29 protein-coding genes and 2 pseudogenes are annotated in these 26,535 nt (G+C 70.6%); 19 read left to right on the top strand and 12 right to left on the bottom strand.

All coding sequences use genetic code 11. The annotated features are described in order from the left end of the window. Positions 1 to 207: 207 nt before the first annotated feature. From ACZOOI_RS45080 to ACZOOI_RS45065, 4 genes and pseudogenes are all read left to right on the top strand, one after another. Positions 208 to 495: pseudogene (locus ACZOOI_RS45080) on the top strand (protein-L-isoaspartate O-methyltransferase family protein); the annotation flags it as partial. Between the two features lie 112 nt (positions 496 to 607). After that, the gene (locus ACZOOI_RS45075) at positions 608 to 1,066 is read left to right on the top strand and encodes a hypothetical protein (RefSeq protein WP_465284217.1); all 459 of its coding nucleotides are present in this window, start codon (positions 608 to 610) and stop codon (positions 1,064 to 1,066) included. A 551-nt stretch (positions 1,067 to 1,617) separates the two neighbouring features. Continuing rightward, positions 1,618 to 1,884 (top strand): annotated as a pseudogene (locus ACZOOI_RS45070) (IS5/IS1182 family transposase); the annotation flags it as partial. Further along, a complete protein-coding gene (locus ACZOOI_RS45065; protein WP_465282613.1) occupies positions 1,881 to 2,330 on the top strand; it encodes a hypothetical protein in 450 nt (149 codons plus the stop codon). The pseudogene ACZOOI_RS45070 and the gene ACZOOI_RS45065, both read left to right, overlap by 4 nt. A gap of 441 nt (positions 2,331 to 2,771) precedes the next feature. Here the strand turns inward: ACZOOI_RS45065 and ACZOOI_RS45060 are convergent, their stop codons facing one another. Next, complete coding sequence (locus tag ACZOOI_RS45060) at positions 2,772 to 3,770, bottom strand: hypothetical protein (protein ID WP_465282612.1); 999 nt, start codon at positions 3,768 to 3,770, stop codon at positions 2,772 to 2,774. 98 nt (positions 3,771 to 3,868) lie between these two features. Here ACZOOI_RS45060 and ACZOOI_RS45055 point away from each other — a divergent pair, with 98 nt between their 5' ends. Next, the gene (locus ACZOOI_RS45055) at positions 3,869 to 4,240 is read left to right on the top strand and encodes a hypothetical protein (protein ID WP_465282611.1); all 372 of its coding nucleotides are present in this window, start codon (positions 3,869 to 3,871) and stop codon (positions 4,238 to 4,240) included. 222 nt (positions 4,241 to 4,462) lie between these two features. Here the strand turns inward: ACZOOI_RS45055 and ACZOOI_RS45050 are convergent, their stop codons facing one another. Further along, positions 4,463 to 5,341 (bottom strand): NAD(P)-dependent oxidoreductase, encoded by an 879-nt coding sequence (locus ACZOOI_RS45050; protein WP_465282610.1) that lies wholly within the window; start codon positions 5,339 to 5,341, stop codon positions 4,463 to 4,465. Positions 5,342 to 5,480: 139 nt separating this feature from the next. Here ACZOOI_RS45050 and ACZOOI_RS45045 point away from each other — a divergent pair, with 139 nt between their 5' ends. After that, a complete protein-coding gene (locus ACZOOI_RS45045) occupies positions 5,481 to 5,843 on the top strand; it encodes a winged helix-turn-helix transcriptional regulator (protein WP_465282609.1) in 363 nt (120 codons plus the stop codon). Positions 5,844 to 6,077: 234 nt separating this feature from the next. On the opposite strand, the gene ACZOOI_RS45040 is transcribed toward ACZOOI_RS45045, so the two are convergent. Then, positions 6,078 to 6,248, bottom strand: a complete 171-nt coding sequence (locus ACZOOI_RS45040; RefSeq protein ID WP_465282608.1) for a hypothetical protein — start codon at positions 6,246 to 6,248, stop codon at positions 6,078 to 6,080. Positions 6,249 to 6,292: 44 nt separating this feature from the next. Here ACZOOI_RS45040 and ku point away from each other — a divergent pair, with 44 nt between their 5' ends. From ku to ACZOOI_RS45025, 3 genes are all read left to right on the top strand, one after another. Continuing rightward, positions 6,293 to 6,805, top strand: a complete 513-nt coding sequence (gene ku / locus ACZOOI_RS45035; protein ID WP_465282607.1) for a non-homologous end joining protein Ku — start codon at positions 6,293 to 6,295, stop codon at positions 6,803 to 6,805. A 2-nt stretch (positions 6,806 to 6,807) separates the two neighbouring features. Continuing rightward, positions 6,808 to 7,116, top strand: a complete 309-nt coding sequence (locus tag ACZOOI_RS45030; RefSeq protein WP_465282606.1) for a hypothetical protein — start codon at positions 6,808 to 6,810, stop codon at positions 7,114 to 7,116. A gap of 532 nt (positions 7,117 to 7,648) precedes the next feature. Continuing rightward, positions 7,649 to 8,152 carry a hypothetical protein gene (locus tag ACZOOI_RS45025; protein ID WP_465282605.1) on the top strand — a complete coding sequence of 168 codons (504 nt, stop codon included), beginning with the start codon at positions 7,649 to 7,651 and terminating at the stop codon, positions 8,150 to 8,152. Between the two features lie 21 nt (positions 8,153 to 8,173). Here the strand turns inward: ACZOOI_RS45025 and ACZOOI_RS45020 are convergent, their stop codons facing one another. The 6 genes from ACZOOI_RS45020 to ACZOOI_RS44995 all read right to left on the bottom strand — a co-directional run bounded on the left by ACZOOI_RS45020 (position 8,174) and on the right by ACZOOI_RS44995 (position 14,214). Continuing rightward, the gene (locus ACZOOI_RS45020; RefSeq protein ID WP_465282604.1) at positions 8,174 to 9,166 is read right to left on the bottom strand and encodes an ankyrin repeat domain-containing protein; all 993 of its coding nucleotides are present in this window, start codon (positions 9,164 to 9,166) and stop codon (positions 8,174 to 8,176) included. Positions 9,167 to 9,378: 212 nt separating this feature from the next. Beyond that, positions 9,379 to 9,615, bottom strand: a complete 237-nt coding sequence (locus tag ACZOOI_RS45015) for a hypothetical protein (RefSeq protein WP_465282603.1) — start codon at positions 9,613 to 9,615, stop codon at positions 9,379 to 9,381. Then, positions 9,594 to 10,172 carry a hypothetical protein gene (locus tag ACZOOI_RS45010; protein WP_465282602.1) on the bottom strand — a complete coding sequence of 193 codons (579 nt, stop codon included), beginning with the start codon at positions 10,170 to 10,172 and terminating at the stop codon, positions 9,594 to 9,596. The genes ACZOOI_RS45015 and ACZOOI_RS45010 overlap by 22 nt, the downstream gene beginning before the upstream one ends. 514 nt (positions 10,173 to 10,686) lie before the next feature. Continuing rightward, positions 10,687 to 12,789, bottom strand: coding sequence for an NACHT domain-containing protein (locus ACZOOI_RS45005; protein WP_465282601.1), 2,103 nt, complete (start codon positions 12,787 to 12,789; stop codon positions 10,687 to 10,689). An 838-nt stretch (positions 12,790 to 13,627) separates the two neighbouring features. Next, positions 13,628 to 13,999, bottom strand: a complete 372-nt coding sequence (locus ACZOOI_RS45000) for a fic family toxin-antitoxin system, toxin component (RefSeq protein ID WP_465282600.1) — start codon at positions 13,997 to 13,999, stop codon at positions 13,628 to 13,630. A gap of 2 nt (positions 14,000 to 14,001) precedes the next feature. Then, complete coding sequence (locus tag ACZOOI_RS44995; RefSeq protein WP_465282599.1) at positions 14,002 to 14,214, bottom strand: hypothetical protein; 213 nt, start codon at positions 14,212 to 14,214, stop codon at positions 14,002 to 14,004. A gap of 711 nt (positions 14,215 to 14,925) precedes the next feature. On the opposite strand from ACZOOI_RS44995, the gene ACZOOI_RS44990 reads away from it, so the two are divergent. From ACZOOI_RS44990 to ACZOOI_RS44955, 8 genes are all read left to right on the top strand, one after another. Then, the gene (locus tag ACZOOI_RS44990) at positions 14,926 to 15,159 is read left to right on the top strand and encodes a hypothetical protein (RefSeq protein WP_465282598.1); all 234 of its coding nucleotides are present in this window, start codon (positions 14,926 to 14,928) and stop codon (positions 15,157 to 15,159) included. Between the two features lie 68 nt (positions 15,160 to 15,227). Next, positions 15,228 to 15,641, top strand: coding sequence for an actin-binding ADF family protein (locus ACZOOI_RS44985; protein WP_465282597.1), 414 nt, complete (start codon positions 15,228 to 15,230; stop codon positions 15,639 to 15,641). A gap of 370 nt (positions 15,642 to 16,011) precedes the next feature. Further along, positions 16,012 to 16,275, top strand: a complete 264-nt coding sequence (locus ACZOOI_RS44980; protein ID WP_465282596.1) for a hypothetical protein — start codon at positions 16,012 to 16,014, stop codon at positions 16,273 to 16,275. A 337-nt stretch (positions 16,276 to 16,612) separates the two neighbouring features. Then, positions 16,613 to 18,610 (top strand): hypothetical protein, encoded by a 1,998-nt coding sequence (locus ACZOOI_RS44975; RefSeq protein WP_465282595.1) that lies wholly within the window; start codon positions 16,613 to 16,615, stop codon positions 18,608 to 18,610. A gap of 490 nt (positions 18,611 to 19,100) precedes the next feature. Next, positions 19,101 to 19,343 carry a hypothetical protein gene (locus ACZOOI_RS44970; protein ID WP_465282594.1) on the top strand — a complete coding sequence of 81 codons (243 nt, stop codon included), beginning with the start codon at positions 19,101 to 19,103 and terminating at the stop codon, positions 19,341 to 19,343. A gap of 354 nt (positions 19,344 to 19,697) precedes the next feature. Then, complete coding sequence (locus ACZOOI_RS44965) at positions 19,698 to 19,871, top strand: cold-shock protein (RefSeq protein WP_465282593.1); 174 nt, start codon at positions 19,698 to 19,700, stop codon at positions 19,869 to 19,871. A 540-nt stretch (positions 19,872 to 20,411) separates the two neighbouring features. Then, on the top strand, positions 20,412 to 20,648 hold the full coding sequence (locus ACZOOI_RS44960) for a hypothetical protein (protein WP_465282592.1): 237 nt from the start codon (positions 20,412 to 20,414) through the stop codon (positions 20,646 to 20,648). A 627-nt stretch (positions 20,649 to 21,275) separates the two neighbouring features. Further along, complete coding sequence (locus tag ACZOOI_RS44955) at positions 21,276 to 21,695, top strand: hypothetical protein (RefSeq protein ID WP_465282591.1); 420 nt, start codon at positions 21,276 to 21,278, stop codon at positions 21,693 to 21,695. A gap of 176 nt (positions 21,696 to 21,871) precedes the next feature. Here ACZOOI_RS44955 and ACZOOI_RS44950 read toward each other — a convergent pair whose 3' ends face one another. Beyond that, on the bottom strand, positions 21,872 to 22,303 hold the full coding sequence (locus ACZOOI_RS44950; RefSeq protein WP_465282590.1) for an Hsp20/alpha crystallin family protein: 432 nt from the start codon (positions 22,301 to 22,303) through the stop codon (positions 21,872 to 21,874). Positions 22,304 to 22,447: 144 nt separating this feature from the next. Between ACZOOI_RS44950 and ACZOOI_RS44945 the strand changes: the two genes are divergently transcribed. Continuing rightward, a complete protein-coding gene (locus ACZOOI_RS44945; protein WP_465282589.1) occupies positions 22,448 to 23,089 on the top strand; it encodes a type III effector protein in 642 nt (213 codons plus the stop codon). Positions 23,090 to 23,277: 188 nt separating this feature from the next. On the opposite strand, the gene ACZOOI_RS44940 is transcribed toward ACZOOI_RS44945, so the two are convergent. Next, positions 23,278 to 23,934: a MarC family protein gene (locus ACZOOI_RS44940; protein ID WP_465282588.1), complete on the bottom strand. Its 657-nt coding sequence runs from the start codon at positions 23,932 to 23,934 to the stop codon at positions 23,278 to 23,280. A 13-nt stretch (positions 23,935 to 23,947) separates the two neighbouring features. Further along, positions 23,948 to 25,195 carry an arginine deiminase gene (locus tag ACZOOI_RS44935; protein ID WP_465282587.1) on the bottom strand — a complete coding sequence of 416 codons (1,248 nt, stop codon included), beginning with the start codon at positions 25,193 to 25,195 and terminating at the stop codon, positions 23,948 to 23,950. A 914-nt stretch (positions 25,196 to 26,109) separates the two neighbouring features. Here ACZOOI_RS44935 and ACZOOI_RS44930 point away from each other — a divergent pair. After that, positions 26,110 to 26,382: a hypothetical protein gene (locus ACZOOI_RS44930; protein ID WP_465282586.1), complete on the top strand. Its 273-nt coding sequence runs from the start codon at positions 26,110 to 26,112 to the stop codon at positions 26,380 to 26,382. Positions 26,383 to 26,535 lie beyond the last annotated feature (153 nt).

The following is a 26,535-nucleotide window of genomic DNA, read 5'->3' as shown; positions in this document are numbered from 1 at the left end:
GCCACGTTCGACGCGCTGCCCCGCCACGCGTTCGCGCCCGAGCGCCTGTGGGACTGGGACGGGAGCACGTACGTACCCGTCGACCGCGGCGCGAGCCCGGACCGGTGGGCCGAACTCGTCTACGCCGGGCCCGACGACGCGGCCGTCACCGAGGTCACCGACGGCATCCCGTCGTCGTCCCTGTCCGCCCCCACGGTCGTGGCGACCATGCTCGACTCCCTCGACGTCGAACCCGGACACCGCGTCCTGGAGCTGGGCACCGGGACCGGCTGGAACGCGGCACTGATCGCCCACCGCGTCGGCACCTCCGAGCGAGTCACCAGCGTGGAGGCCTCACCGGAACTCGCCGAAGCGGCGGCCGGGAGGCTGGGGCGTGCCGAGATGCGCGTCAACGTCGCGGTCGGCGACGGCAACCTCGGCCGGCCCGCAACGGCCCCGTACGATCGGGTGATCGCCACCTACGCCGTCGACCACGTCCCCTGGGCCTGGGTCGAGCAGACCGTCCCCGGCGGCGACCTGGTCTTCCCTCTCGGGCGCATGGGGCACTTCGCCGTCACCGTCGCCGACGACCACCGCAGACGGCTGGATGCACGGCCTGGCCCAATTCATGAACGCACGCGATACACCGGCGCCCGCCGCCACCGTCCGCTCCTACACGCAGGTCCGCGCCGGCCGCGCGCCCGACGACAAGCGGGGCGTCGACCGCGACATCACTCCCCTGCACACCGACGTGAACCTGCTCTGGGCGCTGCGCATGGCCCTGCCCGACATCGTCTACACCACCGACACCGACCAGGACGGCGTCAACGCCTGGATCCACGACGGCACCTCCTCCTGGGCCGTCGTCACCACCGAGCCCGACGGCAGCGCCCGTAGCGAACAAGGCGGACCCCGCCGCCTGTTCGACGCGGTCGAAACCGCCTGGGACGCGTGGACCGCACACGGACAGGTCAGCCGCTGGGACCACGGCATCACCATCGGCCGGGACGAGCAGTACGTGTGGGAAGGCGACCCCGACACCGGCCGCCGCTTCGTCCTCCCCACACCGGTATCAGCCCTCGGCTGATCCCCACACCATCGACCACGACCAAGGCCCCGCCCGCACGCCCCGACCCGCCTCTGTGGTGCTGCGCAGTCCGACGCGCGTCACAGGACAGGTCGTACGTCGACGCGGGCCCGGATCGGGCCCGGACAAGAGGCAGCAGCCGGCAAATACGGAGTCTGCCGCGTGGTGCTGCGACTCGGGGCCGTGATCGACGGCGGCGTGGCGAGGTCCGTCCTCTTGGTCGGTGCCGCGGCCCCGAGCCGTCTCCGCCCGCTCTTGTGAGGGCTGTTGGTCGAGCACAGGGTTCAGTGGGCGCCGAGATCGAGTACGGCAAGGCGGAGCGGGCCTTCGTGGTGGGAAAACGGGTTGTGCACGACGGTGTCCGGGGACGCGGATGCCAAGATCCTGGCAGCATCCGCTGCCTCCAACTGCGACAGTGAGCCTGTTTGACGCAGTACAACAGCAAACAGGTATGTACGTTGCAGATACTCGACCTCTGGGTGTGCATCGACAATCGGGTCCCAAGGTCCCCCCAGGATGGAGCTGGTCTCCCGCGTGGCCATGGGGCTTCCGTCGCGCACGGCGCCGGCCCGGGCATCGACGTCGAGATCGTCGAACGCAACCCGCAGCAGAAGGGGTTCGTCCCGCTGCCCAAGCGCTGGAGGGTCGAGCAGACCTACGCGATCCTGATGCTGCACCGGCGCCTGGTCCGCGACTACGAGCACCGCCCCGCCTCCTCCGCCTCCCGCGTCCACTGGGCGATGACCCACGTCATGGCCCGCCGCCTCACCGGCACGAACACCCCCACCTGGCGCGAACCGAAGGCGGTGGCAGCGTGAACATCGAGCCCCTGCTCGACGCACTCGGCCTCCAGGAGGACGCCGCCCGCGCACTCGCCGACGAACTACGCACCCGGATCACACACTTGCAGAGCCGGCTGAGGGACGCCGAGACCCACCTCGAACACCTCGCGATCACCCGCAGGACCGTCACCGCCCTCGCCGACCGGATCCCCACACAGAGCGCCTCACCCGACCTGCCCGACCACCCGGACTACCCCCGCATCCTCAACGTCTGCAACGACGCCGACAGCCCACTGCGAGCCCGAGACGTCTGCGAAGCACTCGACCACGAACCCCTCCCGAAGAACATCGAAGGCACCCGCGCCAAGCTGAAACGCCTGGTCAAGCTCGGCCTCCTCACCGAAGTCGACACCGGCAGCTTCGCCACGAAGCAGCAGCCGACAGACCCCGGAACCACCAGCCCCGCTCCAGCCTCACCCTGAAACGGACATCAATTCACGAACCGTCCTCTGAGACGAAGCACTCCGTGCCAACACGAGCCACGACAGCCAGAGCGGCGGCTTCGTGGTCGAGACCGTGGAGCCCACCCTCAACCAGCCGCCGCCCGGCCGGCTCGCGCCCCGCGGCCTGTGGCCTGTGGTGCGCGGCCTCCCGAGACAAGGCCCCGTGCCAGCCCGGTTCACGCGTTCGTAGCGCCGTCACCGTGACGGCGCTACGAACGGCGGTGTGACGGCAGCGGAGACGATGATCTCCCGGCGAGCTCGCGGCGCTCGCGCTCGTCCGGGCCGACCAGCACCGCGCCCGGCGGCGCGGGCCGGGGAACCCCGGCCGGCCCGCGTCGGGGCCCGGGGCTTGTCGTCGGCCGGGGCGAACGGTCGTGCGGCTGTACCGGCGGCGTTGTTCGGGCGGGTCCATGCGGGGTGTCAAGCGCGGCGGCCCGGGCGAGGGTCCCGATCGTGGTCTCTCCGTCCGGGCCGGGGTGTCAGTAGCTGAACAGGGCGCACCGCGCGTCGTCGGTGGGCCTGGCGCTGCTTCGCGCCCCTCGAAGCGTCCAGCCCGGCGCCGTGTCGCCATCGAATGCGGATCAGGGCGCAGCAGGCCCGGGAACCGGGCAGAAAACGACGAAACGCCCACCGGGTACGGCGACTCGGCGCAGACATGCGCCGCCCCCGGCCGGCACAGGACCGGGGCAGTCCGAGTGGGCTGCGGAGGTGCTCGGTGGATCCCAGCCCACGGTTTCGTGGATCCTTCAAGGCCTCCTCGGCGGCCACGGTCGCCGGGTCGATCAGGTGCACGCCGTCCTCGAAGGCTTCGAAGCCGACCCTGGCCCACGCGGCGGTGATCCGCGCCGTGACGCGGTCCCTCTCCTCCTGCCCGGGCTCCCAGCCCGGTTCACGGTCGGAGATTCCGGGCATGCAGGCGACCGCTCTCGTGCCCGGGGACAGTCGTTCGATCGCCTCCGCGGCCAGGATCGGCCCCAGGCCGAAGCCCCGCCACCGCTCGTCCCGGACGACCCGGTCCATGACCAGCAGATCCACGCCCATGTACTCCAGGTACTCGTCGGCCCGCTCGCCGAAGTCCCCGCTGTCCTGGTCGAGCAGCACGCAGCCGATGCGGTGCAGGTCCGCGGACTCCTCCTCCATCGCCCACCACGCGTTCATCCCCCGGTCGATCCGGACACGGAAGAACATCATTCGACCCACCGCGACGCCTTCCGGCTCGAACGCCGGGCAGAAGGTGTCGCCCCGGCCCGGCGCCTCGTCCTCGCAGGAGATCTCGCCGTCCGAGCCGAGGAGGGTCGGGCAGCGGGTGTCGTCGTGTACCTCGTTGATCGGCCAACGGTTCGACGCACTGACGTTCGCCTCGCGCAACATCGCCCCCATCGGGTACGCCGCCTTCGCGTTCCTCCTCGGCACAGTCATCGGGCTGCTCGTACGCCGCACGCTGTCGGCCATGGCGCTCACCCTCGCCCTGTTCGCCGTGATCCAGGTCCTCGTGCCCACCCCCCCGGCAGCACCTCATGACCCCGGTCACCAGCACCGTGAAGCTCGACGCCGAGGCGATCTCACGAGCGGACTTCATGGGTTTCAACGAACGCGGCGCGGAGATCGACGGCTACACGATGCCCGGCGCGTGGTCGCTGACGTCCGACAGCCAGGTATTCAATGCCGACGGCACTCCGTATACCACCGAACAGGCGGAACCGTGCCGGCAGAGGGACCCGCAGGCGGCAATGGCCTGCACCGCCCGGCAGAACCTGCACTTCGACTACACATATCAGCCCGCCGACCGCTATTGGCGTTTCCAGTGGACCGAGCTGTCGGTGTTCCTCGGGCTTACTTTGCTGCTGACCGGATTCGGTCTCTGGCGGATTCGCACCTACTCCACCTGAACCACGCCGAGCCCTGTGGGATCTTGGCTGCCAATTCGCAATTCGACGCGTAGGGTGCTGGGTTCGCCGGGTGATATGTCGGCCGGTCCGACCACCGCTCGGCAAGCGGTGACCGGACCGGGCTGTCGGGACGCCGCCCCACGACGTACTCCTGCCCGTGGTCGCGCGCCGCGAATTCGCCGACCACGGTGCGGAGATCAGCACCCGGGCCGGTCGCGCCGGTCACGCGGCAGGGTGCTTGATGCTCTCGATGATCCGGGCGAAGCCGTCACTCCCGTGGCCGGCCTCCACCTGCTGCTGGATGAGCCGCTGGACCATGGCGACCGGTTCGGGGCTGACTCCCTCTTCGGCGATCGCCTCGATGAACAGGCCGAGGTTGGAGAACGTCAGGCTCTGCTGCCCCGGGACCGTGTAGTCGCCGCCGTCGATGACCGCCGCGTACCCGGCGAGTTCGCCGGTCATCGCGGTCAGCCACGGCGCGGCCATCTCCGCGAACCGGCCTGCGGACACCCCCGCGGGGGCGAGCAGGGCCGCACCCTGCATGAATCCCGCGAACATCACGTACATCGCCGAGAGCAACGCGAAGTCGTAGAGCGACGCCAGCCCCGCGTCCTCGCCGAAGTAGGTGCTGCTCGCCCACTGGTCGAGCAGTGCCGCGTGCTCACGGAACGCCTTCTCCGAACCGCTGTACAGGATCGAGGCGCCGGGCTGCCCGATCATGGACGGCACCGCCATGATGCCGCCGTCCAGATAGGCGATCTGCGCCTCGGCCGCCCAGACGGCCGACTGCCTGGCCTGCTCGGGCTTGGTCGTGGTCAGGTTGACCAACGTCCGCCCGGACAGGTCGTCGACCAGCGGGTCGAGCACCTCGTGCACCGAGTCGTGGTCGAAGAGGCACACGATCACCAGCCGGCTCGCCCGGACCGCTTCGGCGGGAGAGGCGGCCTCGGTCGCCCCCCGCGCAACGAGCGTGTCCGCCTTCCCCGCCGAGCGGTTCCACACCGTGGTCCGCAGCCCGGCCTTCACCAAGGCCTCGGCCAGCGCGCTGCCCATCGCGCCCAGTCCGAGAACGCTCACCTCGGTCTCGTGGATCTGCGGCATGTCACTGCTCCCTCACGTCGTACGGCAGGTTCCTTTGCGACTCCAATCCTTCTCAGACCCAATAGAGTTGACCAGTACGGACTAATTAGTGCGGTACTCACCTGAAAGTAAGTACCGCCCGAGCGATGCGGAGGCGCGCATGGCGACGTCAGCGCGACGGGGCCCCTACTTCTGCGGGATCGACGCGGCGATGGACGTCGTCGCCGGCAAGTGGAAGTCCCTGATCCTCTGGGAACTGCACGAGCACGGCACGTGCCGTTTCGCCGAGTTGCGGCGCGGACTCCCGGGCGTCAGCGAGAAGATGCTCGTGCAACACCTGCGGGAGATGGAGGAGGACGGCCTCGTACGCCGCGAGGTGTTCCCGGTAGTGCCGCCGAAGGTCGAGTACACCCTCACCGAGCACGGCACGACCCTCAACACCGCCCTGGAGTCCCTGGCCGCGTGGGGGCAGGAACGGATCCAACGGATCGGCGCGGAAAGGGTCGCGCTCGAAACCGTGTGAGAGACCCGCCGGCCCACGGTTCCAGCCCTGCCGCCTCCGGACAGGCCACCAACCGCCGTGCGCCGTCACCGTATGCGCGGCCGTTCGGGTGGCCACAGCGGCCGGACACCCCGCGGTGCACGAAGGAGGCGGCGCGGCCGGGCACCCTCGAAAACCGAGCCCGTCACCGCATCGGTCTACCGAACGGCGTGCATCTGCCCGCGCGTGCCCTTGGACGCTGCGACGTGCACGGGCCTACCGGAGTTCGGGAAACCACTCGGTGAGGTCGATGACTTCGATACGGGCGGCCGCGGTGAACTCGGCAACGGTCGTGCCAGCGGTGAGGCCTGGTGTGGCCCGGACCCTGAGTGCGCCTTTGACCAGCGTCTGGGCCGCCTTGCGGGTGCTGTGCTTGAGGAAGTGCACCGGCCGGTGGCCGACGACGTAGACCTGACGTCGGCCCGGTCGAGTTGTATCCCGCAACTGTTTCGGAGAGTCGCTCCGCCGCGCATCAGGTCCACGAGAGCGACAGCGGCCGAATCCGATACCGCAGGGTCTGCGAGCTGGACGGCCAAGAGGTCCCCTACGCCGAGATCGCCAAGGCGTACGAGTCCTCGGACGGGCGCCAGGTGGTGCTCACCGACGAGGACATGGCCGAGCTGCCGTTGCCCAGCAAGAAGGTCGTCGACGTGCTCGCGTTCGTCGACGAGGCCGACATCGACCCCCTGGTCCTGTCCACGCCCTACTACCTCGGGCCCGCCGGGCCGACCGGAACCAAGCCGTACGTCCTCATTCGCGAGGCCCTTGCCGGACAGGGCCGGGCGGCGGTCACCAAGATCACCCTGTCCACCCGCGAGAGCCTGGCCCTGGTCCGCGCGCAAGGAGACGTCCTCACCCTCCAGACGATGTTGTGGCCGGACGAACTCCGTGCCCCCGAGGGCATCGCCCTGCAGGGCGAGGTGACATCCGGCCCCAGGAATTGAAGATGGCCGCCTCGCTCATGGACACACTCAGCGAGGATTTCGAACTCTCCGATGTTCACGACGACTATCAACGCGCGCTTGACGCCCTGGTCGAGGCCAAGGCCGCCGGCGCGCACCCCGACGAGGCCACCGAGCGCACCGCGACCGCGAACAACGTCGTCGACCTGATGTCCGCACTCACCGCCGGCGTCGAGGCCGCCGCCAAGGACCGCCCCAAGACCACGAAACCCGCGAAGGGAACGGCGGCCAAGACCGCGGGCGACGCGAGGAAGAGCAGCCCTGCGGCCCGAACGCGCAAGAAGACGGGCTGAACCCGATCCCAGCCGCATGGGGCCGGCCGGGCCCCGTTCGCACCGCGAGTCGGCGCCTGCCGAGAGTCGGTCCTGCCGGCTCTGGAAGAGGCTGATGGTCGTGTGGTGCGTGAGGTTCGCGAGGAGGCCTCGCGCAGCCACGGGAAGCGAACGGCCGGCAGCCAGGGAGTGCTGGAACCTTCCCGGTCGGTCCGGAAGGGGCCGTTGGGGAGTGGGGGTGGGTCGTCGCGGAGGACGTCCCGGGGCAGGACGCCCGACACGGGAACCGCCAGGCGCGGCCGGGGGCGGCAACAGCCACACAGGACGCGAGGGCATGCCGAGCGTCCTCGACCATATCCCCACACCCGAGAACGGCCTCGCGGACGGCCGCCGGGATGCGCCGGCCCGACCGTGATCGGTTCAGGGGCTCGATGTGTCCGACGAACGCGGGATCATCGTGCAGACGGTCGCGGCACGCGTGCGGCGCAGCCGGCCGGGCGAGCCGGCCGAACACGCCCTCGGAGCGGGGGCCTTCACTTCGAGGAGACGTCCGATGGCGCCCGATCCCGGCCCCACGAGCGGCCCGGCCGAGTCCAACGGGCCCGGCACCAGTCGACTCTTTCGATACGAGGACAGCGTTTCGATGCCTGCGGCGCTGCTCTTCCGGGTCGGCAGGGCCGGCCGAATAGTCCCGGGCGACATTCTGCAAGCGTTCCTGGCGGCCGAGTTGCGGAGCGTGTCGCCGTTGCCCGGGGCCCGGTGGGAGTGGTTGGGCGTGCTCGTGCGCACCACTCGGATCGACCGGTCCTGGTCCGAACGGCCCGGTAGCCTGCTCGCCGACGCGGTCCGCCGAGCCTCACCCAATCGGGGCGCGGAGTTCACCGAACTCGCCGAGGCGTGTGCGGCTTGGACCAGGGTTCAGGCGCTGGCCGTGATCGACGCCTGCCAACGCGACGACATCGCGGCCCTGCCGACACGCGACCGGGTCCAACGGACCGCGGACGCCCGACGCTTCGGCGTCGGCCCCACCGGTGACGCCGATCCGCGCAGGCGGTGAGGCTGTTCGGCCTCGGCGGTGTCAGTGTTTCCAGTAGTTGCGTTCCGGCAATCGAACCCACAGGTCGGGGGGTCCGACGACCGCCCGCGGCCCTGTCGGGCGCAGTCCCGCGAAGGCGCAGGTGAAGGCCACCGCCTGGTGTTGGTAGAGGTAGGCGGTCAAGACCTCCTCGGGGGTGTCGTCCTCGTACGGTCCGCCGCCCGGATGCAGGTCCCAGCTCTCGATGGCTCCGTCGCGTGCGATGGCGCCCTGGTTGCCGCTCTTGGGGTTGGCGTAGAGGCCGTAGCAGAGGGTTCCCACCGACAACCGGGTCAGTACGCCCGGCATCTTCGGCGCGTATCCCCACGGTTGGGTCACTGCGCAGCCGCCCGGCACGGACGTCACACCGACGATCCGCAGGATCTCGTCCCGTTCGGCGGTGTGCGAATTCTCCAGCGCCGCGTCGACGATGTCGGCCGGTGCGGGTGCCCCCCCGAGGCGGCGGATCGCCTCGGTGGCGTCGATCCCGGCCACGCAGGCCAATCCGGTGCCATCCCAGTGGAAGCTGCCCAGCGCCGCGATGAGCCGGCCGGCGTCCTGTGCCGCCGCGCGCTCCGTGTCGGTCAGGTGTTCGCCGGGCGGCACGGTGAACAGGTCCGGGGTGGGCCCGGCCAGGCTCAGGCGGCCCGGCGACCAGCCGCCGAGCGATCGCCGCCACGGATCGGCCCCGGCGGCGGCAAGGGCCCGTGCGTTGTCCGGTTTCCTGGACACGACGGCCTCCCACAACGCCGTCACCCCGTTCTCGAGCGCGTCCACGTCCGCAACCCGTCGGGCCAACTCGGCAACCACCTCCGGAGAGCCGAACACGGCCGCACGGTGCAGGGGCCGCCGCCCGCGCCACGCTTCCGGGTCGGCGCCCCGGTCGAGGCGACGGCGGATGTCGTCATGGTCCTTCCAGTCCCAGCCGATACCGGCCCAACCATCCCCCTGCACCGACACCGATGACCCCTCCAGCCGCGACCCGACAAGCCCCATGCGGGGCTCCCCCGGGACATTCGCACACGGCTCGGACACCGCCGACACCCCGGATCGGGCGGTCGCAGCCGCGTCCCACACCGGGCACCGATACGGCCGATGCGCCGCGCGCGGTTCACGACGCGACTCCCTCGACGGATGAACTCGGCGTGCCCGCAGGGGAGATCATGCCGGGTGCGAGCACAGGAAACGACAGCGAATCCGCCCCCTGTTCAGCCGACGTCGTGAGGCTCCTCCTCGCCGTCGCCGTCGCCGTCGGTGTCGGTGTCGGGGTTGACGCCCTTGTTCGGGACACCCGCCAGGCCGTATACCGCGGCGGGCTCGGCAGCCGCAGGGCGGCCCGAGGATCCTGCGACGAGGACGAACCGAACCCCGTCCATCGAGGTGGCTGCGCCGGCGGGGCGGTGCTGGGGGCCGCAGGCCGGGATCAGCGACGCGACGCCGCCCAACGGGCGATCTCGCGTTGCGTCGTGTCGTCCACGCGCGCGATCGCGTGGACCAGGTGCACATCGAGCATGCGCATCCCGTGCATGTTCCCGCCCACCCGCCGCAGCCGCTCCGTCGGCAACCGGCCCGCCCACTCGCACAGTTCGTACTCCCGGACACGCTCCGCCCGCGCGCGGGCCTCTTCCTCGCGGGCCGCGCGCGCTGCCGCGGCCCGCTCGCTGGGCGTCGGCGGCGGCTGTTGCCGGGCGAACTTGTGCCAGTACGCCGCCTTGTCGCTCGTCTGCCGCACCACGCGGTCCGGTTCCACGGGCGCGGGCCAGAACTGCAGCAGGTAGCGGTCCACCGGCTGCTCGCCGTCGAACACCACGCCGTGGGCGCCGGCCTCGTCCATCCCCGCCGCGCAGTACCGCACCCGATGGTCGACCGGGTCGAGTTCGAACCCGCACGCGTCGGCGTCCCCCCACTGCGCGAGCCGCACGGCGCGGGTCAGCGGGGTGAACGGGGCCTCGACCACGTCCTCCCACCGCCCGTCCACTGCCGGCCGGAACGGAGACGACACCGGTGATCAATTCCCGGTTGGCGCAGCACGTACCCGTAGGGGTTTTCCACGTGGCGGGTGCCGAAGGAAAGCGAACGGCTCTCAAGCGCAGGCCGGGTACCCTGTGCGGTGTCGCCGCGGGGTCGACCCATGGCAAAGGGCCCGACCCGGATGCCACCGGGTCAGGCCCTCGCGATGCAGTCCGTGAGCCCGGCCGTCCAGACATCGGCCGGGCTCACGATGTGAGCGGCCGAAACGCCCGGGCTCGTGCGGCTACTGCATGAACGTCCCTACACAGGCGACGATCGCCACCAGTAACCCGCTCAATCCGAGCGCGACCTGCCATCTTTCAAATCGGGACCAACGCTCCCGGCGAGGTCCCACACCATGATCCGTCACTCATTCACCTCCGTCCGGGCATGGCGACGCCGGGCAGCCCCCGGGGGTGGCTGCCCGGCGTCGAGTCATCGCTCCGACGGGGGATGCGGAGCCACCAACATTCTGACAGAGGCCAAGCGGGCCGACGCCTCGAAAATCATTCACCGGGCATCTCTCGCTGCCGTCGGTGCGGACGCCGCCGGCGGCGGCTACGCCTCGACACCGGCTGGGAACCCTCCCCCGGACCCCGGTCGAGCCGGTCGAGCCCGGGCCAGGCAACACCGGGCCGGCCGACGACTGCCGCAGCGAGCCCGAGCGCTGGGCGACACTCGCCGAACACCTCGCCGACGTCGAGGCCGAAGTCCGCGTCATCGCCGACGAGATCCTTGCAGTCGCCGTCCCCGACGACCTCGTCGACGCGGCCGGCCGACTCCACGACATCGGCAAGGACCACGCGGTGGTCCGCCACGCCAACACCGCGGCGGTCATGCCTGACCCGGTGGGTGCCCGCAGCAGCGACGGCAGGCCCCCTTCCGCGAGTCGTTCCTGGTAGGGAGACGGTGTCCGCCCCTCGCGCCACCCCGCCCGTAGCGGCAAGGACGAAAGCCCGGAAGGAACACGCAAAGCACCGCGAACGACACCCGCAACCGCCTGCCCCTCCCCGCCGTGACGACCGCACGGCCACGGCCCGGACGCGGCAGCCGGCCACGGCAGCGAACAGCGTGGCGACTTCGGCCGCTGCCATGCGTGTTCCGCGCGCGTGTGAGGCGCGTTGGCGCATCTGGGGGTGCTTTTCGACGAGTAGTTCGACGAGGCGGGCGTAGATCTTGAAGCGTTGGCGTGGGAGCGGCTCGCCTTGCCAGGTCGCGGCCAGCAGGGTCAGGAACAAGGGTGACCTGGACAGTTGCGCAGTTTCCGGGGCGGCCTCGACTTGGTCGAGGAACGGCTCGACTCCGGCGACCCATGGGGAACGGGTCGGTGTCGCGCTCTCGTGCCGTGTGGTCGGTCGCAGCACCTGTTCTGCGATGCTTCGGCGCTGATGGTCGGTGAGTGGTGCGATCTCGGCGTGGGCCCAGGGCCGACTCCAGTTGAGTCGGTCGACCGCGTAGGGGCGGGTGGACAGGATCGCGGACGCGTCGGTGCGCCCCAGGAACGCCTCGAGGGTCCCGAGGGCGCGTTCGGCCGCGCCGACGTCGCTCCACTCGTCCACGCCGTCGACGAGCAGGAGCAGCCGGTCGTCGTACAGGGCACGCCGGACCAGGGGCCAAAGGTGGTGGGCGCTTTGGGATTTCAGCCAGGCTTCGGCGGCCGAGACCAGGGAGTTTTCCGTCGATCCTTCGAGGTGGCGGCACAGGAATCCGAACGGCAGCCAGATCGGGAGGTCGGTGGCGTGTTCGCGCTGCAGCGCGGTCGACTGGGGTTGTGCGGCCAGCAGGTCGATCGCCGTGTATCGCAGGAGGCTGGACTTTCCCGCGCCCGGTCGGCCGATGAGCAGCTGGTATTTGCCGCCGGCCAGCCATTCGTCGGCCGGTACTCGGGTTGTTGCCGCCGGGGTTGCCTGGCTCTTGCGCTGAAGGACGTGGCGGGCGGGTCGGAACGATTGCCGGCGGGCTCCCCACTGCGAGGCGATCGAGGTGTGCTCGTCGAGCGAACCCGCCGTGAAGGGTTGATCGTCGGCGATCGTCTCGGGTGTCTCGGCCTCGATGAACGTGTCGTGTGCACGGTGGGGGTCGACGTCCAGGACGACGAACTCGACGTCTGCGGCGTGGGCTCCGCCCTGGGCGGTGAAGACGGCGTGATAGAGAGCGCGCAGTCCCGCCCGCAGGTCACGGCTGTCCTGGTAGGGAAGATTGTGCGCGAGGGCCTCGGCGGCGTCGGCGCCGCAGAAGCGTTCCACCCACGGCCGGCCGAAGAAGTCGTCGACGAGGCGTGGCTCCTCCTTCAGCAAAACGGATACTTCCTGCACACCCCACGGCACGAAAGTGATGTCGCGCTTGGCCAGGCGCTCGGTCTGCCTACGGATCTCGGCATCCAGCTTGGTGTTCTGCAGATCGAACGAGGTCGCGAAGTGGAACGCCGAGCATCGGTCGGCCCATTCGCCCTTGAGCAGCTCGTCGACCGCATTTTTGATATCGGTCGCGGTCAGCGACTCGACGCGTCGCGATTGCAGGGTGATGTAGTCCCGGCCGCCGGATCCGTGCTCAAGGTCGAGCGGGAGTCGGGCATAGGTCGATCCCTTGCTGGGCCTGACCCGGGACACCGAAGAGCTTGGCGTACTGGACCGGGCGAACAGTGTGCAGGAGCCGAAGGAACAACTTCTCGGCATTCGGCCACGCCAGTTTGCCGATCGGCAGCACCTGGTCCCTCGTGTCGACCGGCGGTTCCGGCAACGGCCCCGTGGGGGCGGACCACAAGAGCGCCTCGGCGTCGTCTCGGCTGCCCGCCGTACTCGTGAACCCGCTCATCGGTGGTCCCCTCGCTGCCTGCCCCGGTTTCGACGCCAGGTTAGGCACAGGAACGCCATCGTGAAGGCCGAAACCCCCGAGCGGACACGATCTCCGCGACCGTCGGGGTCGTTGCCGCCGCTGATCGGTCCGAGCGACAGCTCACGGGTCGGCTCTTCCAGGATCGTCAGGTGGCGCGGCCTGCGCGGCCGATGCCGGTGATCGCGACGTCGGACGCGGTGGCAGTGTCGGGGAAGGAGCATCGCCATCCACGTCGACGAAAACCCGCGCGCCCAGGCACAGGGACCGGACGGGAGGTACACCATCGCCGATGCCCCCGGCATCCTGGGGAACTCCCCGGAGTCGATTTCCTCGACCGGGCCATTGGCTGACCGCCATCGCGACGTTGAACGCCGAAGTGTCCCTGGAGGATGCAGCCCGGGGCGGGTCGTCCAGCGCGACGGGCTCCCCGTCCGGCACCGCTTTCACCGCGCCGAATGCCTCGCCCGGGGACTTGGCGTCAGGAACGGCGCGGAACACGGATTCGTCGGCGACTCCAGGAGCTGAGCAGGATCACCGCCACCGTGATCGCCGGGCGCCACGCCACCTTCCCGCGCAGGCAGTTCCCGACACACGCAAGGTCCCCGCCATGACTCAGTCGGCGGTGTCCCAGGACTTGAGGACCGCCGCAACGCTCGCCGCGGTGGACGACGCGCGGGTCAACTCAACGGCGAGCGCGGTGACTCCGGCCTGGGTGAGCTTGACCGACACGCCGCACGCCGAGAGGTAGCCGTGGGCCACCGCGACGGCCACCCGCAGGTTCGAGCGCTCCAGCCAGCGCATCCGGCCCAGGCTGTGCGCAAGCGCGGCGGCCTTGGCGTAGGGGCCGTGGTAGACGTCCTGTCCGGCGATCACCGCCCGATGCCGCTCCACGGCCGCGACCGGCACGCCGTAGTCGTCCGGGGCCGGGTCGTCGTGCCCCGCGCGGCGGGCGACCTCGAGGATCCACGCCAGATCGACGCTCACGCTCACCCGCGGGCCTCGATCTCGTCCAGGAGGTCGCCGTAGCCGTCCAGAACCTCCTGCGCGCCCGCGAGGAACCTTTCGCGCAGACGTTCGTTGTCCGTGCGGATCAACTGTTCCACGTACTCGTTCACCGGGATGTGCCGCGTCTCCGCCGCCTGGCGCGCCATCTCCGCCGCGGCCTCCTCCAACCGGAGATTCACCTGAGTCTTCGCCATACCCCGCAAGCTACCACCTGATAGCACCATACGGAATCGGGGACGCGACCCCGGCACCGGGCGCAGGGTTCGGCGCGGCGCACGAGCGTGGCATGCCACCGGACGGCTCGCCCTCGATACGCTCGGGCGTTCCAGAGCACGGTGCGGCGGTGTGCCCACGTGCGGCAGCGGCGGGCCACGTACCCACCCGAACGGCTCGAGGCGCTCTCCGCGCTCGACATGCAATGGCCATGAGTTCGGGGATTGGGTCAGGGTGGGGTTCGAGGTCCCGTTCAGCCGACCGCGACGTGATCCCGGTCGAAGGAAGACCACACGCCCCGAACAGGATTTCGGTCACCGAATGCTTGACCGCCGCCAGCGTGCTCACGGGCGAGCACCGATCGCGCTGGGGTGCCTGGATGCGCGCTCCGTGGAGGCGCCGCCGACCTACTCGGCGATCGGTCGCGTGGGAGCGTCGAGCCACGCGTGCTCGCCGTGTGGATCGATCGTGAGGCCGAATCGATCGGAGGTCGGGCTTCCCGCGTGTGTCCACCAGCGATGAGGTTTCTCGAGCTCGTCCCACAGGCGTCTGGGGCCGCTCTGGTACACCGTGCTCTGCGGCTTCGCGTCGTCCAGGACCGCCGCGGCCCAGGAGCGGTCGGCGAGTCCAAGCGGGTGGTCGAACCTGTCGGCGTTGCTCCGGACAGGCGGGGTCGGGGGCTTGTCCGGCGGGTGGTGAATGGCAGCCTGGAGCACGCCCGGGTGGTGGGGCCCGGGTTCGCGATCCTGTTCTGCCGCCCGGACGTGGCCGGCCTCCGCAGGCGGCTCGGCCGGCGCGAGGTGGCTGATGTGGAGGTGAAGCAGGCCGCCGGCCCGGCGGTGGTGCCGCTGCGGACGATGTGGTTCCCGCTGCGGGAGGGGCCCGGTGGCCCGGGGCGGGTTCGGCTGCGCTCCCGCCCGATGTGACCACCCGGGACGCGACGATGCGTTAGGTGCCCGAGCGGAGTGCAACGACTCACGGGTGGAGGGACGCTATGGCATCGGGTGTCGCGGTCAACGACATGTGCCTGCAGGAATTCCAGGCATTGAAGGTCGACAAGAAGCACAAGTACATCGTCTTCAACCTGAACAAGGACAACACGGAGGTCTTCGTCGAGAAGGTCTCCAGCTCCGCCGAGTACGCCGACTTCGTCGCGGATCTGCCGGAGGCGGAGTGTCGATTGGCCGTCTACGACTTCGAGTTCGAGAAGGACGGGGCGGGCAGGAACAAGCTCGTTTTCCTCTCGTGGGCGCCGGACGAAGCCAGGATCAAGCAGAAGATGGCCTTCGTTCCCGCCAAGGACGCGCTCCGGCGCTCGCTCGTGGGCATCACCGTGGAAGTCCTGGGGACCGGGTACTCCGAGGTCTCCTACGAGTCGGTCCTCGACAAGGCGCAGCGCGGGAACTGACCCGCCGGCCCGCTCACACGCTCGGCGAGGGTGTGCTGCAGGGGTGATGGGGCGGCGGCGCCACGAGGCAGCCATCGGCGCCGCCGGGCGCATCGACAAGCGAGAGGCCGTGACCGGAGGCTCCGCCGCAAGGCGAGGAACGCGTTCCGCCCGCCGGGAGCGCCACGCCGGTGCGAGGGCGTCGACCACGGGGACCGCACCTCGTGCTCCGGCACCGCACGCCAGTCCCCGATGACGGCGTAGCGGCCGCGGCACCGCCGCGAAGCACCGCCGACGGCGTCCGCTCCGCGGTTCACCACCCACGACGTTGATCCCGCTGCCCTTCGCCCAGGGCGTGTGGTCGATCCGGTGACGGACCCGTTCCTGTCGGATGCGCAGACCGGTCCCGGATGTCGCCGTCGAGACCTCGATCCCCGGGCCGCAACCCCCAACCGGCGCAGCGCCGGCGACCCGCGCGCCGTGGACCGGACACGAGCAACTCCCGGACCACGCCGCAGGAACCGGGCCGCGGCACGTCCGCACCTACGCGCGGATCATCAACGAGCTCTCCCTGTGCACCAAGGCATTGCGCGAGACCACCCGTGCGCACATCGTCGTGACCTCGCTCGCAACGCACCGTCGGGACGAACGGTGACCGGCAGGTTCGCCACGGCACGCCCGACGGACGTGACCGGACGGCAGCGGATCGCCGTCGTCACCGGTACGGCTCGTCCCCGGCGGGGTCGCCCGCTCCCGGCCCGCACGCTGGTCGTCCGTCACATGCATGTGTCCAAGGTGCGCTTGGGATCAAGCGTCCCCACGCGGACGGTCTGCCGGGTCGACCGTGTGGTGTTCGTCGGCGATGGCCGATACGGCCCCACGATGATCGGGACACTGTCCGTAAACGATCTATTGCCCTTGGTGGTCGGGTGGTGAGGATGTAAGGGCGCCCGTCGGGCGTGGACGTGTCCTTGCGGTCATTGGAGGCGCCGGTGTCTTCCGACGTTGTCGAGGTTTCCCAGAGCGAGCGGTTGGAGCGTCTGCGCGCGCAGTTGCAGGGCCGGGCGGTGGGCGGGCGTACCGCGTCGCGGGCCGAGGCCTCTCCGGCGACGGGCCTGTTGTACGGGGTGATGCTGCGCGGCGCGGCCAGGTTGGACGCGGGGCTGGAGTTGACCGACCTCGAACAGTCGATGGTGGAGTTCCTGTACACCTGGATGACCGAGGAGGAGGTCCGCGAGTTCGGGCGGGTCTTCCGGGAGGAGGGATCGGCGCGGAGCGCGGCCCGGTTGTTCCCCGACGCGCTGTCCGCGCGCGCGCTCGAGGAGGGGTACGCGTACGCGGACCTGATCAAGGACCTGCCGGACCTGCGCGCGGAGGTGGCCGCGCAGACGAACGTGGCCCTGGTCGACCTCGACCGGCTCGGCGAGGGCGAGTCGATCACCGGCGCGGGGTTTCTGCGGGGGGTGGCCGAGTACGGGTACGGGATCACGTTGGTGACCGCCTCCGAGCACGTGCCCGACGCGCGGGCGACGGCCAAGCCGGAGAACGTGGCGGTGGAGTTGAAGTCCTTCGTCGGCCGGAACAACGGCGGTGAGGTCGGTGAGGAGGAGATCTACTGGTCCTACTCCGCAGCCTCGGACACGGGCGTCAAGCAGAGCGGGCGGACCCCCGTCCATCAGATGTCGGAGGGCTGGCGCGCGGACTTCGCCCCGGGCACCTTCTTGTTCAACGGCCCGGTCGACAAGTTCCTCACCGCCAGGATCATCTGTTGGGAGGAGGACCACAGTTCCGACGAGTGGCGCCGGGAGGTGGACGCCACGATGCGCAAGATCGCGGATCTGCTGTTCCTGCTGGCGGACAAACTCGCGGAGTACGGCGGCCACTTCCCGGTGCCGGAATACCACTCGCTGATCGACTACGTGGAGATCGCCGGGATGATGGCCCTGTTCATCGCGGGGTTGATCGAGATGTTCACCAACCACGACGATCTGGTGAAGGAACAGACGTACGTCTTCGACCGCGCCGCGCTGGGCGCGTGGGTCAACGACATCAATGCGCTTGCGGTCCTGGAGTTCGACGGCGGCTACGAGGGCCACTACTCGCTCGTGACCAAGGCCACCGGCGCCGTCAACAGCCGCGTGCGGGTGACGTCGACGGCCGTCGGCCAAACCGCCGCCTGGACCCCGGACGAGGCGATTCCCCACGGATGGGTCTCCGGCGCGCCGGCCGCGGCCGAGGTGGGCAACAACCTCTTCGTCGTGACCAACGGATTCGCCGACCCGGACCGCCGCCTGTACTTCAACAGGTACCCCCTCGGGGGCTCGTGGGCCGGGTTCCAACAGATCCCGGACATCAAATCCGCCCACGCGGTGGGCCTGACCGGCCTGCAAGGATGGTTGAACCTCGTCCACAACGACGGGAACAACCTGTACTTGAGCCAGTACCTCTCTCCGAGGTGGCACAGAACCAACTTCCTGATCGCCCGCAACGTCGTCCTGGGCGCACCCGCCCTGAGCTACTACGACACCAAACTCGTGTGCGTCATCCGCGGCGGGGACGACCGCCTGCGCTGGAGCAGCGCCCGCAAGGACGCGTCGGCCTGGCCCACGTTCGCGCTCTTTCCCGACGGCCTCACCCGCGACACGCCCGCGCTGAGTAGGACCGGCGACGGCTCGCTGTACTGCGTGGTCCGCGCCGCGAGCGGCACCGGGCTGTACTGGAGCAAGTTCACCGGATACTCCTGGACCGGCTTCCGCCAGTTCTCGGCCACCATCTCGGCCACCCCCGCGCTGGGCACCTTCGGCGACAAACTCGTCTGCATGGTCCGCGCCGCGGACAAGTCCGAGGAACTGCACTGGGCCACCTTCGACGGGACCACCTGGAGTTCCTTCACCAAACACCCCACGGCCACCAGCGCCGACGTCCCCGCCCTGGTCCAGTTCCCCGCCTCCGGACCCGACCCGCGCCTGTACTGCATCCACCGCGGCTGACCAACGGGCTCACGTCCAATCCTCCCCACGGACCGTCACGACCACCCTTCGGAAGCGGTCGGAGCGCGCGGGCAGGGCAGACGCGCGACGCGCCAAAGGGTCGACAGGCGCGCGAGGATGGTTGCCTCCCCAGGTCCCCGATACCGGGGGGAGGCCCCGCCTCCACGCCCTGACCGTGCCCCGGGACGTCATCGCCGCGACCGGCGACGGCGGCGAGATTCCGATCGCCCACACGGCGCCGCCGACCGCACCGCCCCGAGCCCTACGCCCCCAGGGGGCGTTCCCTCCGTGGTCGGCTATCGGCCGTTCCGCCGACGGTGGTTGATCAACGACACGCGGACCCGACACGCTCCGACCGGCGGCGGACGAGGATTCGCCACCGGACACGCGCGCGTGCCTCGCCCATCTCCCGGGTCCGCACCGCGCGGCCCGTGATCGATTCGAAGTGCCGGCCCGGCCGGGCCGGCACCCCTTCGGAGAGGACCTCCCCGTGGCCGACGACGCCCGATGCGAGCACCACCAGGCGGTCATCCAGCATCTCGAGGACTCCATCACCTCCGACACCACGCAGAAGGGCGCCGAACGGACCCTCGTCTCCGTGGCCGAGCAGGACGGCCCCTCCGCGGAACACCGCACGTTCTTCCACGACGACATCGACGCGATCCGGGAGTTCCTCCACAGCGAGCCGGACCCCAGGCAGTTCTGCGCCGCGTTGGGCGTCTGCCCGCAATAGCGGTATCCGGTGCCCGACCCCGGCAACGACGCAAGCCCCCGGACGTCGACAGCGAACGGGCCCTTTTCGAGGGAACGTTCGCCCCGGAGCGCGGCCGCGGGGGTTCGGGGCACCCTCGTGCGCCGACACGCCCCCGCGCCGGGCAGCCCCGAGGCGGCGAACGGCGGGACGCGCCGGGGCCCGGCAGGGTGCAGTCCTGCGGGACACGGATGGACACGAGCGGGTGAGGTTCCCCGACACGGGGCCGCGACGAGTCCTGACATCGGGTCGGGACGGGCAAGGTGGGAATGCCGCCGCCACGCGGGGCCGCGGCGGGCGCGGCGCGCCATGGCACGCGAGAAGGGATCGACACCGATGGCAACGGGCATCGTGAAGTGGTTCAACACCGAGAAGGGCTACGGCTTCATCGAACAGGACGGCGGCGGCCCGGACGTGTTCGTCCACTTCTCCGCGATCCGGAGCACCGGCTTCAAGGAACTCGCCGAGGGAACCAAGGTCGAATACGACATCACCCAGGGACGCAAGTGACCCCAGGCGGACCAGGTCGTCCCCATCTGACACAAGGCTCCCCGACCGTTCGTCGGGCGGGGGCCGCGGGGCCCCGACGAACGAAGGCGCCGAGGCCGAACCGCCCCCGTCGGACGCGGATCCACGCTCGGGTCGGGCCCCCGACACGTTCCCGAAGCGGCCCTGCCCGGTGTCGGGGACGGTCGTGGGGGCGTCGAAACGGCGGCGGGTGCCGGCCTGCCGGGTGTGGCAGCCGGCCATCCGGGCGATGATGACCTGGATGTAGGCGTCCACCGCCGCGCGTTGCCCTGCGGGCACGCCACCGGGCGCCGGTGATCCACGCCGCCCGTGGACCACGACGCGTCGAGGGGGTCCGGTACGGGGATTCGGTGGCTGTTCGGCGAGGAGTCGGGTCGGCCGTTCGGACGGCTTCGCGCGCAAGGACGAGTGATCCGGCGCCACGGGCGCGGCGCGGCTTCAGTGTCGCGGCGCGGGGTAGAAGCAGCACACCCCGCGGTCCGTTATGGCCCCGGGTCGTACACCGATCCGGAAAGGGCGTCGATGCCCACCACCCGCCACGAGGACCTGCGCGCGGCCATCACCGCCGCCCGCCGCACCCTCGCCGCGCACCCCGACAGCGCGACCTCACCGGCCCTGGCCGACCTGATCGCCGCCGCCGAACCCTTCGCCAACTTCGCCCCCGCCGTCCCACCCCCCACACCACGCGTGGGAGCGAACGACCGCGACAGGACCGCCCACCTCGTCCTCGCCGCCGAGACGGCCGAACCACTCGGATAGCCCGACACACCACCCGCGTCCCGCGCACCCGGCAACGCGCCGCACCCTTCACGTCGACCACGACCTCGGACCTGCCGGCGCCCCTTGCGCGGGGCGGGCGCCGGTGCTCGTCCTCGCGCCCCGCCCAGAGGAACAGCCCCACCGAGTCACCGACCGGATCAGTGGGTCCGCGTCCGCGACGACTTCGACATCTGGGGCGAGGAGGACCACATGCCCGGGGCCATCCACGCCCCGCCCGTCCCGGTCAACGGCCCCGACCACCGCATCGCCACCCTCGTCCGGGGCGACGACCACACCGTCCCGATCAACCAACAGACCAAGCCCGGGACAACGGCCGGGGACCCGTGCACGCGCATCGGCGACCACATGGACGGCCCCGCCACCGCCCTACGCGACCACACCGGCCGCGTCCACCTCGCCCAACGACGACAGCGGACACCTGCACGTCACCAGCCACATCAACACCGACGGCGCCGGGGCGGGCGGGCACGCTGGGCGCATGTGCCACGACGACGACCACCGGTGGTCCGACCCCGACGACGGCCGGGTGAGCGAGCTCGCGAGCGCGTCCCGCCGGGCGTGGCCGCGACCGAAGGAGCCCGCCGGGAAATCGCGGAGGAGCGGTGGGTGCCCGACCCGGCGGAGCGTGATCTCGCGCGCCAGGTGGGGTGCTTGTTGACGGGGCCGCCGGTGCCGGGCGCGTGCGAGGACCCGGCCGAGGACGATCCGGTCATCTCGTGGGGCCTGACCCACGCCGGAACCGTGGCCGCCGCGCTGCCCGTCCTGGTCGAACACGCCGCCGTGGCCGCTTCGTCGCCGTTGTTGCCGGTCCTGGCCGCTGCCCGCGCAGCGCACGCCCTGGTCGAACCGCTGTGCCGGGCCCTCGACGCACACATGAGCCGGCGCCCACCCGGACGCCCGGCCTCCGCCTGGGAACTGGAGCACCTGGGCGCGGTCGGCCCCACCCACGAGAACCTCCTGCTGCTGGGCGAGGCCCGAGGCGCGCTCACCGCGCTGTGCACGGCCTTGACCCACCCGACCGGGTGACCAGGCCGTCGGCACGACCGGGCCCCGGCGGCCGAACGAGGAGCCCCGCCTCCCGGAGCCCGATCCCGGGCCCGACACGTTCGCGGCGACCGACCCCTATTCGGGCCGGCGGCGGGCGTGCCGTGTCCCGGCGCACCCGCCGCCGACCCCCGCACCGCGGATGTCGCGGCTTTGCGTCAGGCGGTGATGACCTTGCGGTCGGCGCCGCCGCCGATCGGGATCCTGCGGGGCTTGGCGCGCTCGGCGATGGGGATCCGCAGGGTGAGCACGCCGGCTTCGTAGTCGGCGTCGATGCGTTCGGTGTCGAGGGTGTCGGCGAGGACGATCTGGCGGGAGAAGACGCCCACGGGTCGCTCGGACAACTCCACCTGTACCTCGTCGGCCTTGGCGACGGGTTCGCGACGGGCCTTGACGGTGAGCATGTTGCGCTCGACGTCGATGTCGATCGCCTCGGGCGTCACGCCCGGCAGGTCGAACGCGACCACGTACACCTCGCCGTCGCGCCAGGCGTCCATCGGCATCGCGGTCGGCCGCGAGGGGTTGCCGGGTACGAGGAGTTGCTGCGCGAGCCGGTCGAGCTCACGGAAGGGGTCGGTACGCATCAACATAACGAGAACACCTCCGAAAGTATCGGTCGGTAGCGCCCTGACGGGCTTCCTGGAACCGTCGGAGCATGTCATCGAAAGGATGACAAACACGTGGGTCGTCCAAATGATGACGGCGCAGGAGACGACGTTGTGAGAGGGGCTCCGGTGAACGCGAACGACCGACCCGACAACCCCGCCGCAGGGCCCGCGTCCTTCCTGGCCGCAGCCGCAGCCCTGGAAGCCATCGACCGAGCCGTTCGCACGGCCCAGGACGGCGAGGCCGGGCCGCCGCACCCGGACGAGGGCCCCGAACAGGCTTTGGCCTCGCTGCTGTTGCTCCGCGAGATCCGCGAGCGGCTCGCCCGATGGGAGAGCGGACTGATCGAGAACGCCCGCGACGCCGGCGCCAGTTGGGCGGACCTCGCCCACCCCCTGGGCGTCGCCAGCCGACAGGCGGCCGAACGCCGCTACCTGCGGCTGCGCCCCGGGCCCGCCGGAACCACCGGCGACCAACGCGTCACCGCCACCCGCGAACGCCGCGCCGCCGACCGCGCCGCCGGCGCCCGGGCCCGCGACAACGCCGCCGACCTGCGACGCCTCGCAGGCCGCATCACCGCACTCACCGACCTCCCCGCCGCATCCCGCGCAAGCGTGGCAAGACTGGACCAGGCCCTGGGCCAGGACGACCCCGCCGCCCTGATCGACCCCCTCAACGCCGCCCGACCGCACCTGGCCACCGCCCACCCGGAGTTGGCCGCCCGCATCGACGCCCTCGTGGATCCGCCCGGAGCCGACACCACGACGTGACGGCCCGCCCGCTCCAGGGCGGGGCCGCCCGCAACACTCTCCTTCGGCGTCCGCGGCGCCCTGTCCGGCGGCCAAGAGCAGGTCACCGAGCCGTAACGTCAGGTCCAGGATGGCATCCGCGGACGGCGCCGGTCCTGCGGACTGCGCCGATGTGTCATGGTGGTCGCCGGCCGGTCGCGGAGTCGGGTTCATGGCGAGTGCAGGACCTCAAGGACCAAGCGGGTTCCGCCGCTTGCGAGGAGGATCACCGCGATGGCGGTGAGCAGGATCCCGGCGATCTTCTCCAGGACCGCGCTGATGTTCGGTGAGATGCGGCGGCCGAGGTGCCCGGCCGCGTAGAGGGTGATCCCGGTTACGGCCGCGTAGGCGAGGGCTGCGACCGAGAGTCCGATCGCACCGGTCCAACTGTTGGACTCGGCGCGGTAGGCGACGAAGAAGCCGAAGGTGGTGCCGCCGAAGGTGAGGGGAAAGGTCAGCGGGGTGAACACGATGGAACGCCAGGGCGGGCGGTCCTCGGGAGATACCGTCGCCAACGGTTCCGCCGCTTGGGAGGCGCCCGTCATCATCGGCACGGCGGCGAGCAGCAGTGCGATGCCTCCGGTGGCGGACAGGGCCGCGGTGCTGATGCCCAACAGCTCCAACAGGGGCTCGCCGACCCACAGGGCCGTCATGGACATGAGCAGCACGTTGAGGAACAGGCCGAAGGCGAGTCTGCGCTGTTCGGCGTTGCTGTAGCCCTCGACGTAGGGGAGGTAGGAGGAAAGCGCGGCGACGGGACTGTAGAGCGCGAACAACGCGAGGAACAGCAGCCAGGCGTTGGCGAATTCGAGGTGTTCAGTGATCATGTTCGCGTCCCGGTCAGAAGTCGACGGCGTCGCGGATGATCGGGCAGGTCATGCAGTGTCCGCCGCCGCGTCCGCGGCCGAGTTCGGCGCCGACGATGGTGATGACCTCGACGCCGGCCTTGCGCAGGAGGGCGTTGGTGACGGTGTTGCGGTCGTACGTGAACACGACGCCGGGTTCGAGGGCGACGGCGTTGTTGCCGCTGTCCCATTGTTGGCGTTCGGACGCGTAGACGTCGCCGCCGGTCTCCACGACGCGCAGTTTCGGCAGCCCCAGACCCTTGGCGACGACGTCGACGAACGGGGTGCTGCCCTCGTCGGTCACGTCCAGGCCGGTGGGGTTGTCGGCGGGGCGCAGGGAGAAGGTGTGGACGGCGTCCATGATGGTCGGGTACAGGGTGACCAGGTCGCGGTCGGCGAAGGTGAACACGGTGTCCAGGTGCATCGCGGCGCGGAGCTTGGGCATGCCGGCGACGATGACGTGTTCGGCCGCGCCTTGGGCGAACAGGGCGGCGGCGACCTGGGTGATCGCCTGGCGGGATGTGCGTTCGCTCATGCCCATCAGGACGACGCCGTTGCCGACCGGCATGATGTCGCCGCCCTCGAAGGTGGCCTGGCCCCAGTCCTGTTCGGGGTCGCCCCACCACACCGTCGAGTCGACGAAGTCGGGGTGGAAGGCGTAGATCGCCTTCATCAGGAGTGTCTCGTCGTGGCGGGCGGGCCAGTACAGCGGGTTGAGGGTGAGGCCGCCGTAGAGCCAGCAGGTGGTGTCGCGGGTGTACAGGGTGTTGGGCAGCGGCGGCATGAGGTATTCGCGCACGCCGGTGGTCTCGCGGGCGAGGGCGAGGTAGCCGTTGCGGAAGTCGTCGGGCAGGTCGGTGGTGGCGAGTCCGCCGATGAGGAACTCGGCGAGTTTCCGGGGTTCGAGGGATTCCAGGAACGCGCGGGTGGTGTCGACCAGGCCCAGGCCGACCTCGTTGGTGACGACCTTGCGTTCCAGGAGCCAGGACCGTGCTTCGGGGATCGCCATCGTCTGGGCGAGGAGGTCGTGCAACTCGACGACGTCGACGTCGCGTTCGCGGAGCTTGTCGACGAAGTCGGCATGGTCGCGTTGGGCGTTGTCGACCCACATGACATCGTCGAAGAGGAGGTCGTCGGCATTGGTCGGCGTGAGTCTGCGGTGCGCGAGACCGGGCGCACACACCAGGACCTTGCGGAGCTTTCCGACCTCGGAGTGCACGCCGTATGGGGTGGGAGTGGTCATGTCGTGTCCTGCCTTCTGGGGGATCGGGGGTGCATGGTCTGCGAGTCCGGTCGGATGTGGACCGGATCGAGCGGGAGAACGGACGTCGTGCGATCACGCGTCTCCCGTGCAAAGCGGCGTGGCGGTCCCTCGATGCGGTCCCTCTCGTGGACGCTCACACCGGACACGTCGTACGGGGATCGCGAACGTTTACCGTGAGCGTGGCCATGCGGGGTGGCACTCTCGGTCGCAGGCGCGGGCTCGACGCGTGTCACCGACACGACGACCCCGTCGGGCAATGCCACCCATCCCCCACCGGCGCGGTGTTCTCCGGTCCTGTGTCGTGACCGGACCCGGACCCGGGCCCGCAGGCCCGTAGCCATTCGTTCTGTGGCAGGCCCCGGGGATCACAGCTCACCGAGGGGGACGCCGGCGCGGCACCCGGATCACTCTCGTCGCCCCCGTCGCCGCAACCCGTCGGCGCGAGGTAAGCCACGACCACAATGCAGACGGACAGGATCCGACGTGACATGACTCCCCTTGGGACCGGCGAATAAGGGGGAATGTGGCCGAACGGACACTTCGTCAAACGGCCCAAGTGGCTCTTGTGGTCGGTTCGATTGGTTGGTTGTGCGACGCGGAGAGCATGTCCGCGGTCCAAACGGCGATGGGGTTTCGTCGATGCAGGCCCTGCCGCCCCTGTGCGCCGCGTTCGCCGTTCTCGTTCCTGTCGCGGATGTCGAAGTGGGGAACAACGGGCAGTGCCGTGCAATGGGTTCGCATCACGCCCATCCCGGATCCCGTGCTCACCGTGGACGTCGACTTCAGGGACGGGCCGGGTCTCGCCGAGTGCTGTCCACGCCCGCCCCCAACTCACCCCCGCCACCTACAAGTTCGGCTTCGGAGCGTCCACCGGGCTATTTACCGACGTACACGTGATCCGCAACGTCGCCGTGTCCCCGATCGACCCGCTGCCCGCGCTCAACCTGGTCAAGCAGGTCCGCCAGTCGCCACCGCTGCCCGAGGTCCTGCCCGCGGGAGTCCCGGTACCGTACGAATGTCGTCGTCCCGCCTCACGTGCGCCACGCGCAATGGCGACCGCGTTCACCGCCGATCGCCGACCCGGTCGCGCGGACCGGCTCGCCACACCCGCCGTCCCCACGTGGCGGGTCGCTCGGCGACCCGGTGCCCGCGAACACGGCCGGTGATGAGGACGACGGGGCCGTGGCCGGAACGCCGGCGGCGCGGCGAGCCGATGTGACGCCGACGCAGCCGGAGGCGTCGGCCGAGGCGGGTGTCGAGGCGGTGACGGGGCCGCCGACGCGCCTCTGCGGCCCGGCGTTTATCACGCGTTCGGCACG

This window comes from Embleya sp. L77, assembly GCF_055557415.1.
The sequence above is the reverse complement of the archived record's forward strand: the minus strand, read 5'-3'. Positions and strand labels throughout refer to the sequence as shown.

Coding starts and splice junctions, on each gene's coding strand:
- ACZOOI_RS44980 (WP_465282596.1), top strand. CDS start 16,012: ATGCGCAGACCGGTCCCGGATGTCGCCGTCGAGACCTCGATCCCCGGG.
- ACZOOI_RS44965 (WP_465282593.1), top strand. CDS start 19,698: ATGGCAACGGGCATCGTGAAGTGGTTCAACACCGAGAAGGGCTACGGC.
- ACZOOI_RS44940 (WP_465282588.1), bottom strand. CDS start 23,934: ATGATCACTGAACACCTCGAATTCGCCAACGCCTGGCTGCTGTTCCTC.
- ACZOOI_RS45030 (WP_465282606.1), top strand. CDS start 6,808: ATGGCCGCCTCGCTCATGGACACACTCAGCGAGGATTTCGAACTCTCC.
- ACZOOI_RS45050 (WP_465282610.1), bottom strand. CDS start 5,341: ATGCCGCAGATCCACGAGACCGAGGTGAGCGTTCTCGGACTGGGCGCG.
- ACZOOI_RS45020 (WP_465282604.1), bottom strand. CDS start 9,166: ATGGGGCTTGTCGGGTCGCGGCTGGAGGGGTCATCGGTGTCGGTGCAG.
- ACZOOI_RS44985 (WP_465282597.1), top strand. CDS start 15,228: ATGGCATCGGGTGTCGCGGTCAACGACATGTGCCTGCAGGAATTCCAG.
- ACZOOI_RS45060 (WP_465282612.1), bottom strand. CDS start 3,770: ATGACTGTGCCGAGGAGGAACGCGAAGGCGGCGTACCCGATGGGGGCG.
- ACZOOI_RS44960 (WP_465282592.1), top strand. CDS start 20,412: ATGCCCACCACCCGCCACGAGGACCTGCGCGCGGCCATCACCGCCGCC.
- ACZOOI_RS45075 (WP_465284217.1), top strand. CDS start 608: ATGAACGCACGCGATACACCGGCGCCCGCCGCCACCGTCCGCTCCTAC.
- ACZOOI_RS44935 (WP_465282587.1), bottom strand. CDS start 25,195: ATGACCACTCCCACCCCATACGGCGTGCACTCCGAGGTCGGAAAGCTC.
- ACZOOI_RS45055 (WP_465282611.1), top strand. CDS start 3,869: ATGACCCCGGTCACCAGCACCGTGAAGCTCGACGCCGAGGCGATCTCA.
- ACZOOI_RS45045 (WP_465282609.1), top strand. CDS start 5,481: ATGGCGACGTCAGCGCGACGGGGCCCCTACTTCTGCGGGATCGACGCG.
- ACZOOI_RS45025 (WP_465282605.1), top strand. CDS start 7,649: ATGGCGCCCGATCCCGGCCCCACGAGCGGCCCGGCCGAGTCCAACGGG.
- ACZOOI_RS44950 (WP_465282590.1), bottom strand. CDS start 22,303: ATGTTGATGCGTACCGACCCCTTCCGTGAGCTCGACCGGCTCGCGCAG.
- ACZOOI_RS44995 (WP_465282599.1), bottom strand. CDS start 14,214: ATGGCGAAGACTCAGGTGAATCTCCGGTTGGAGGAGGCCGCGGCGGAG.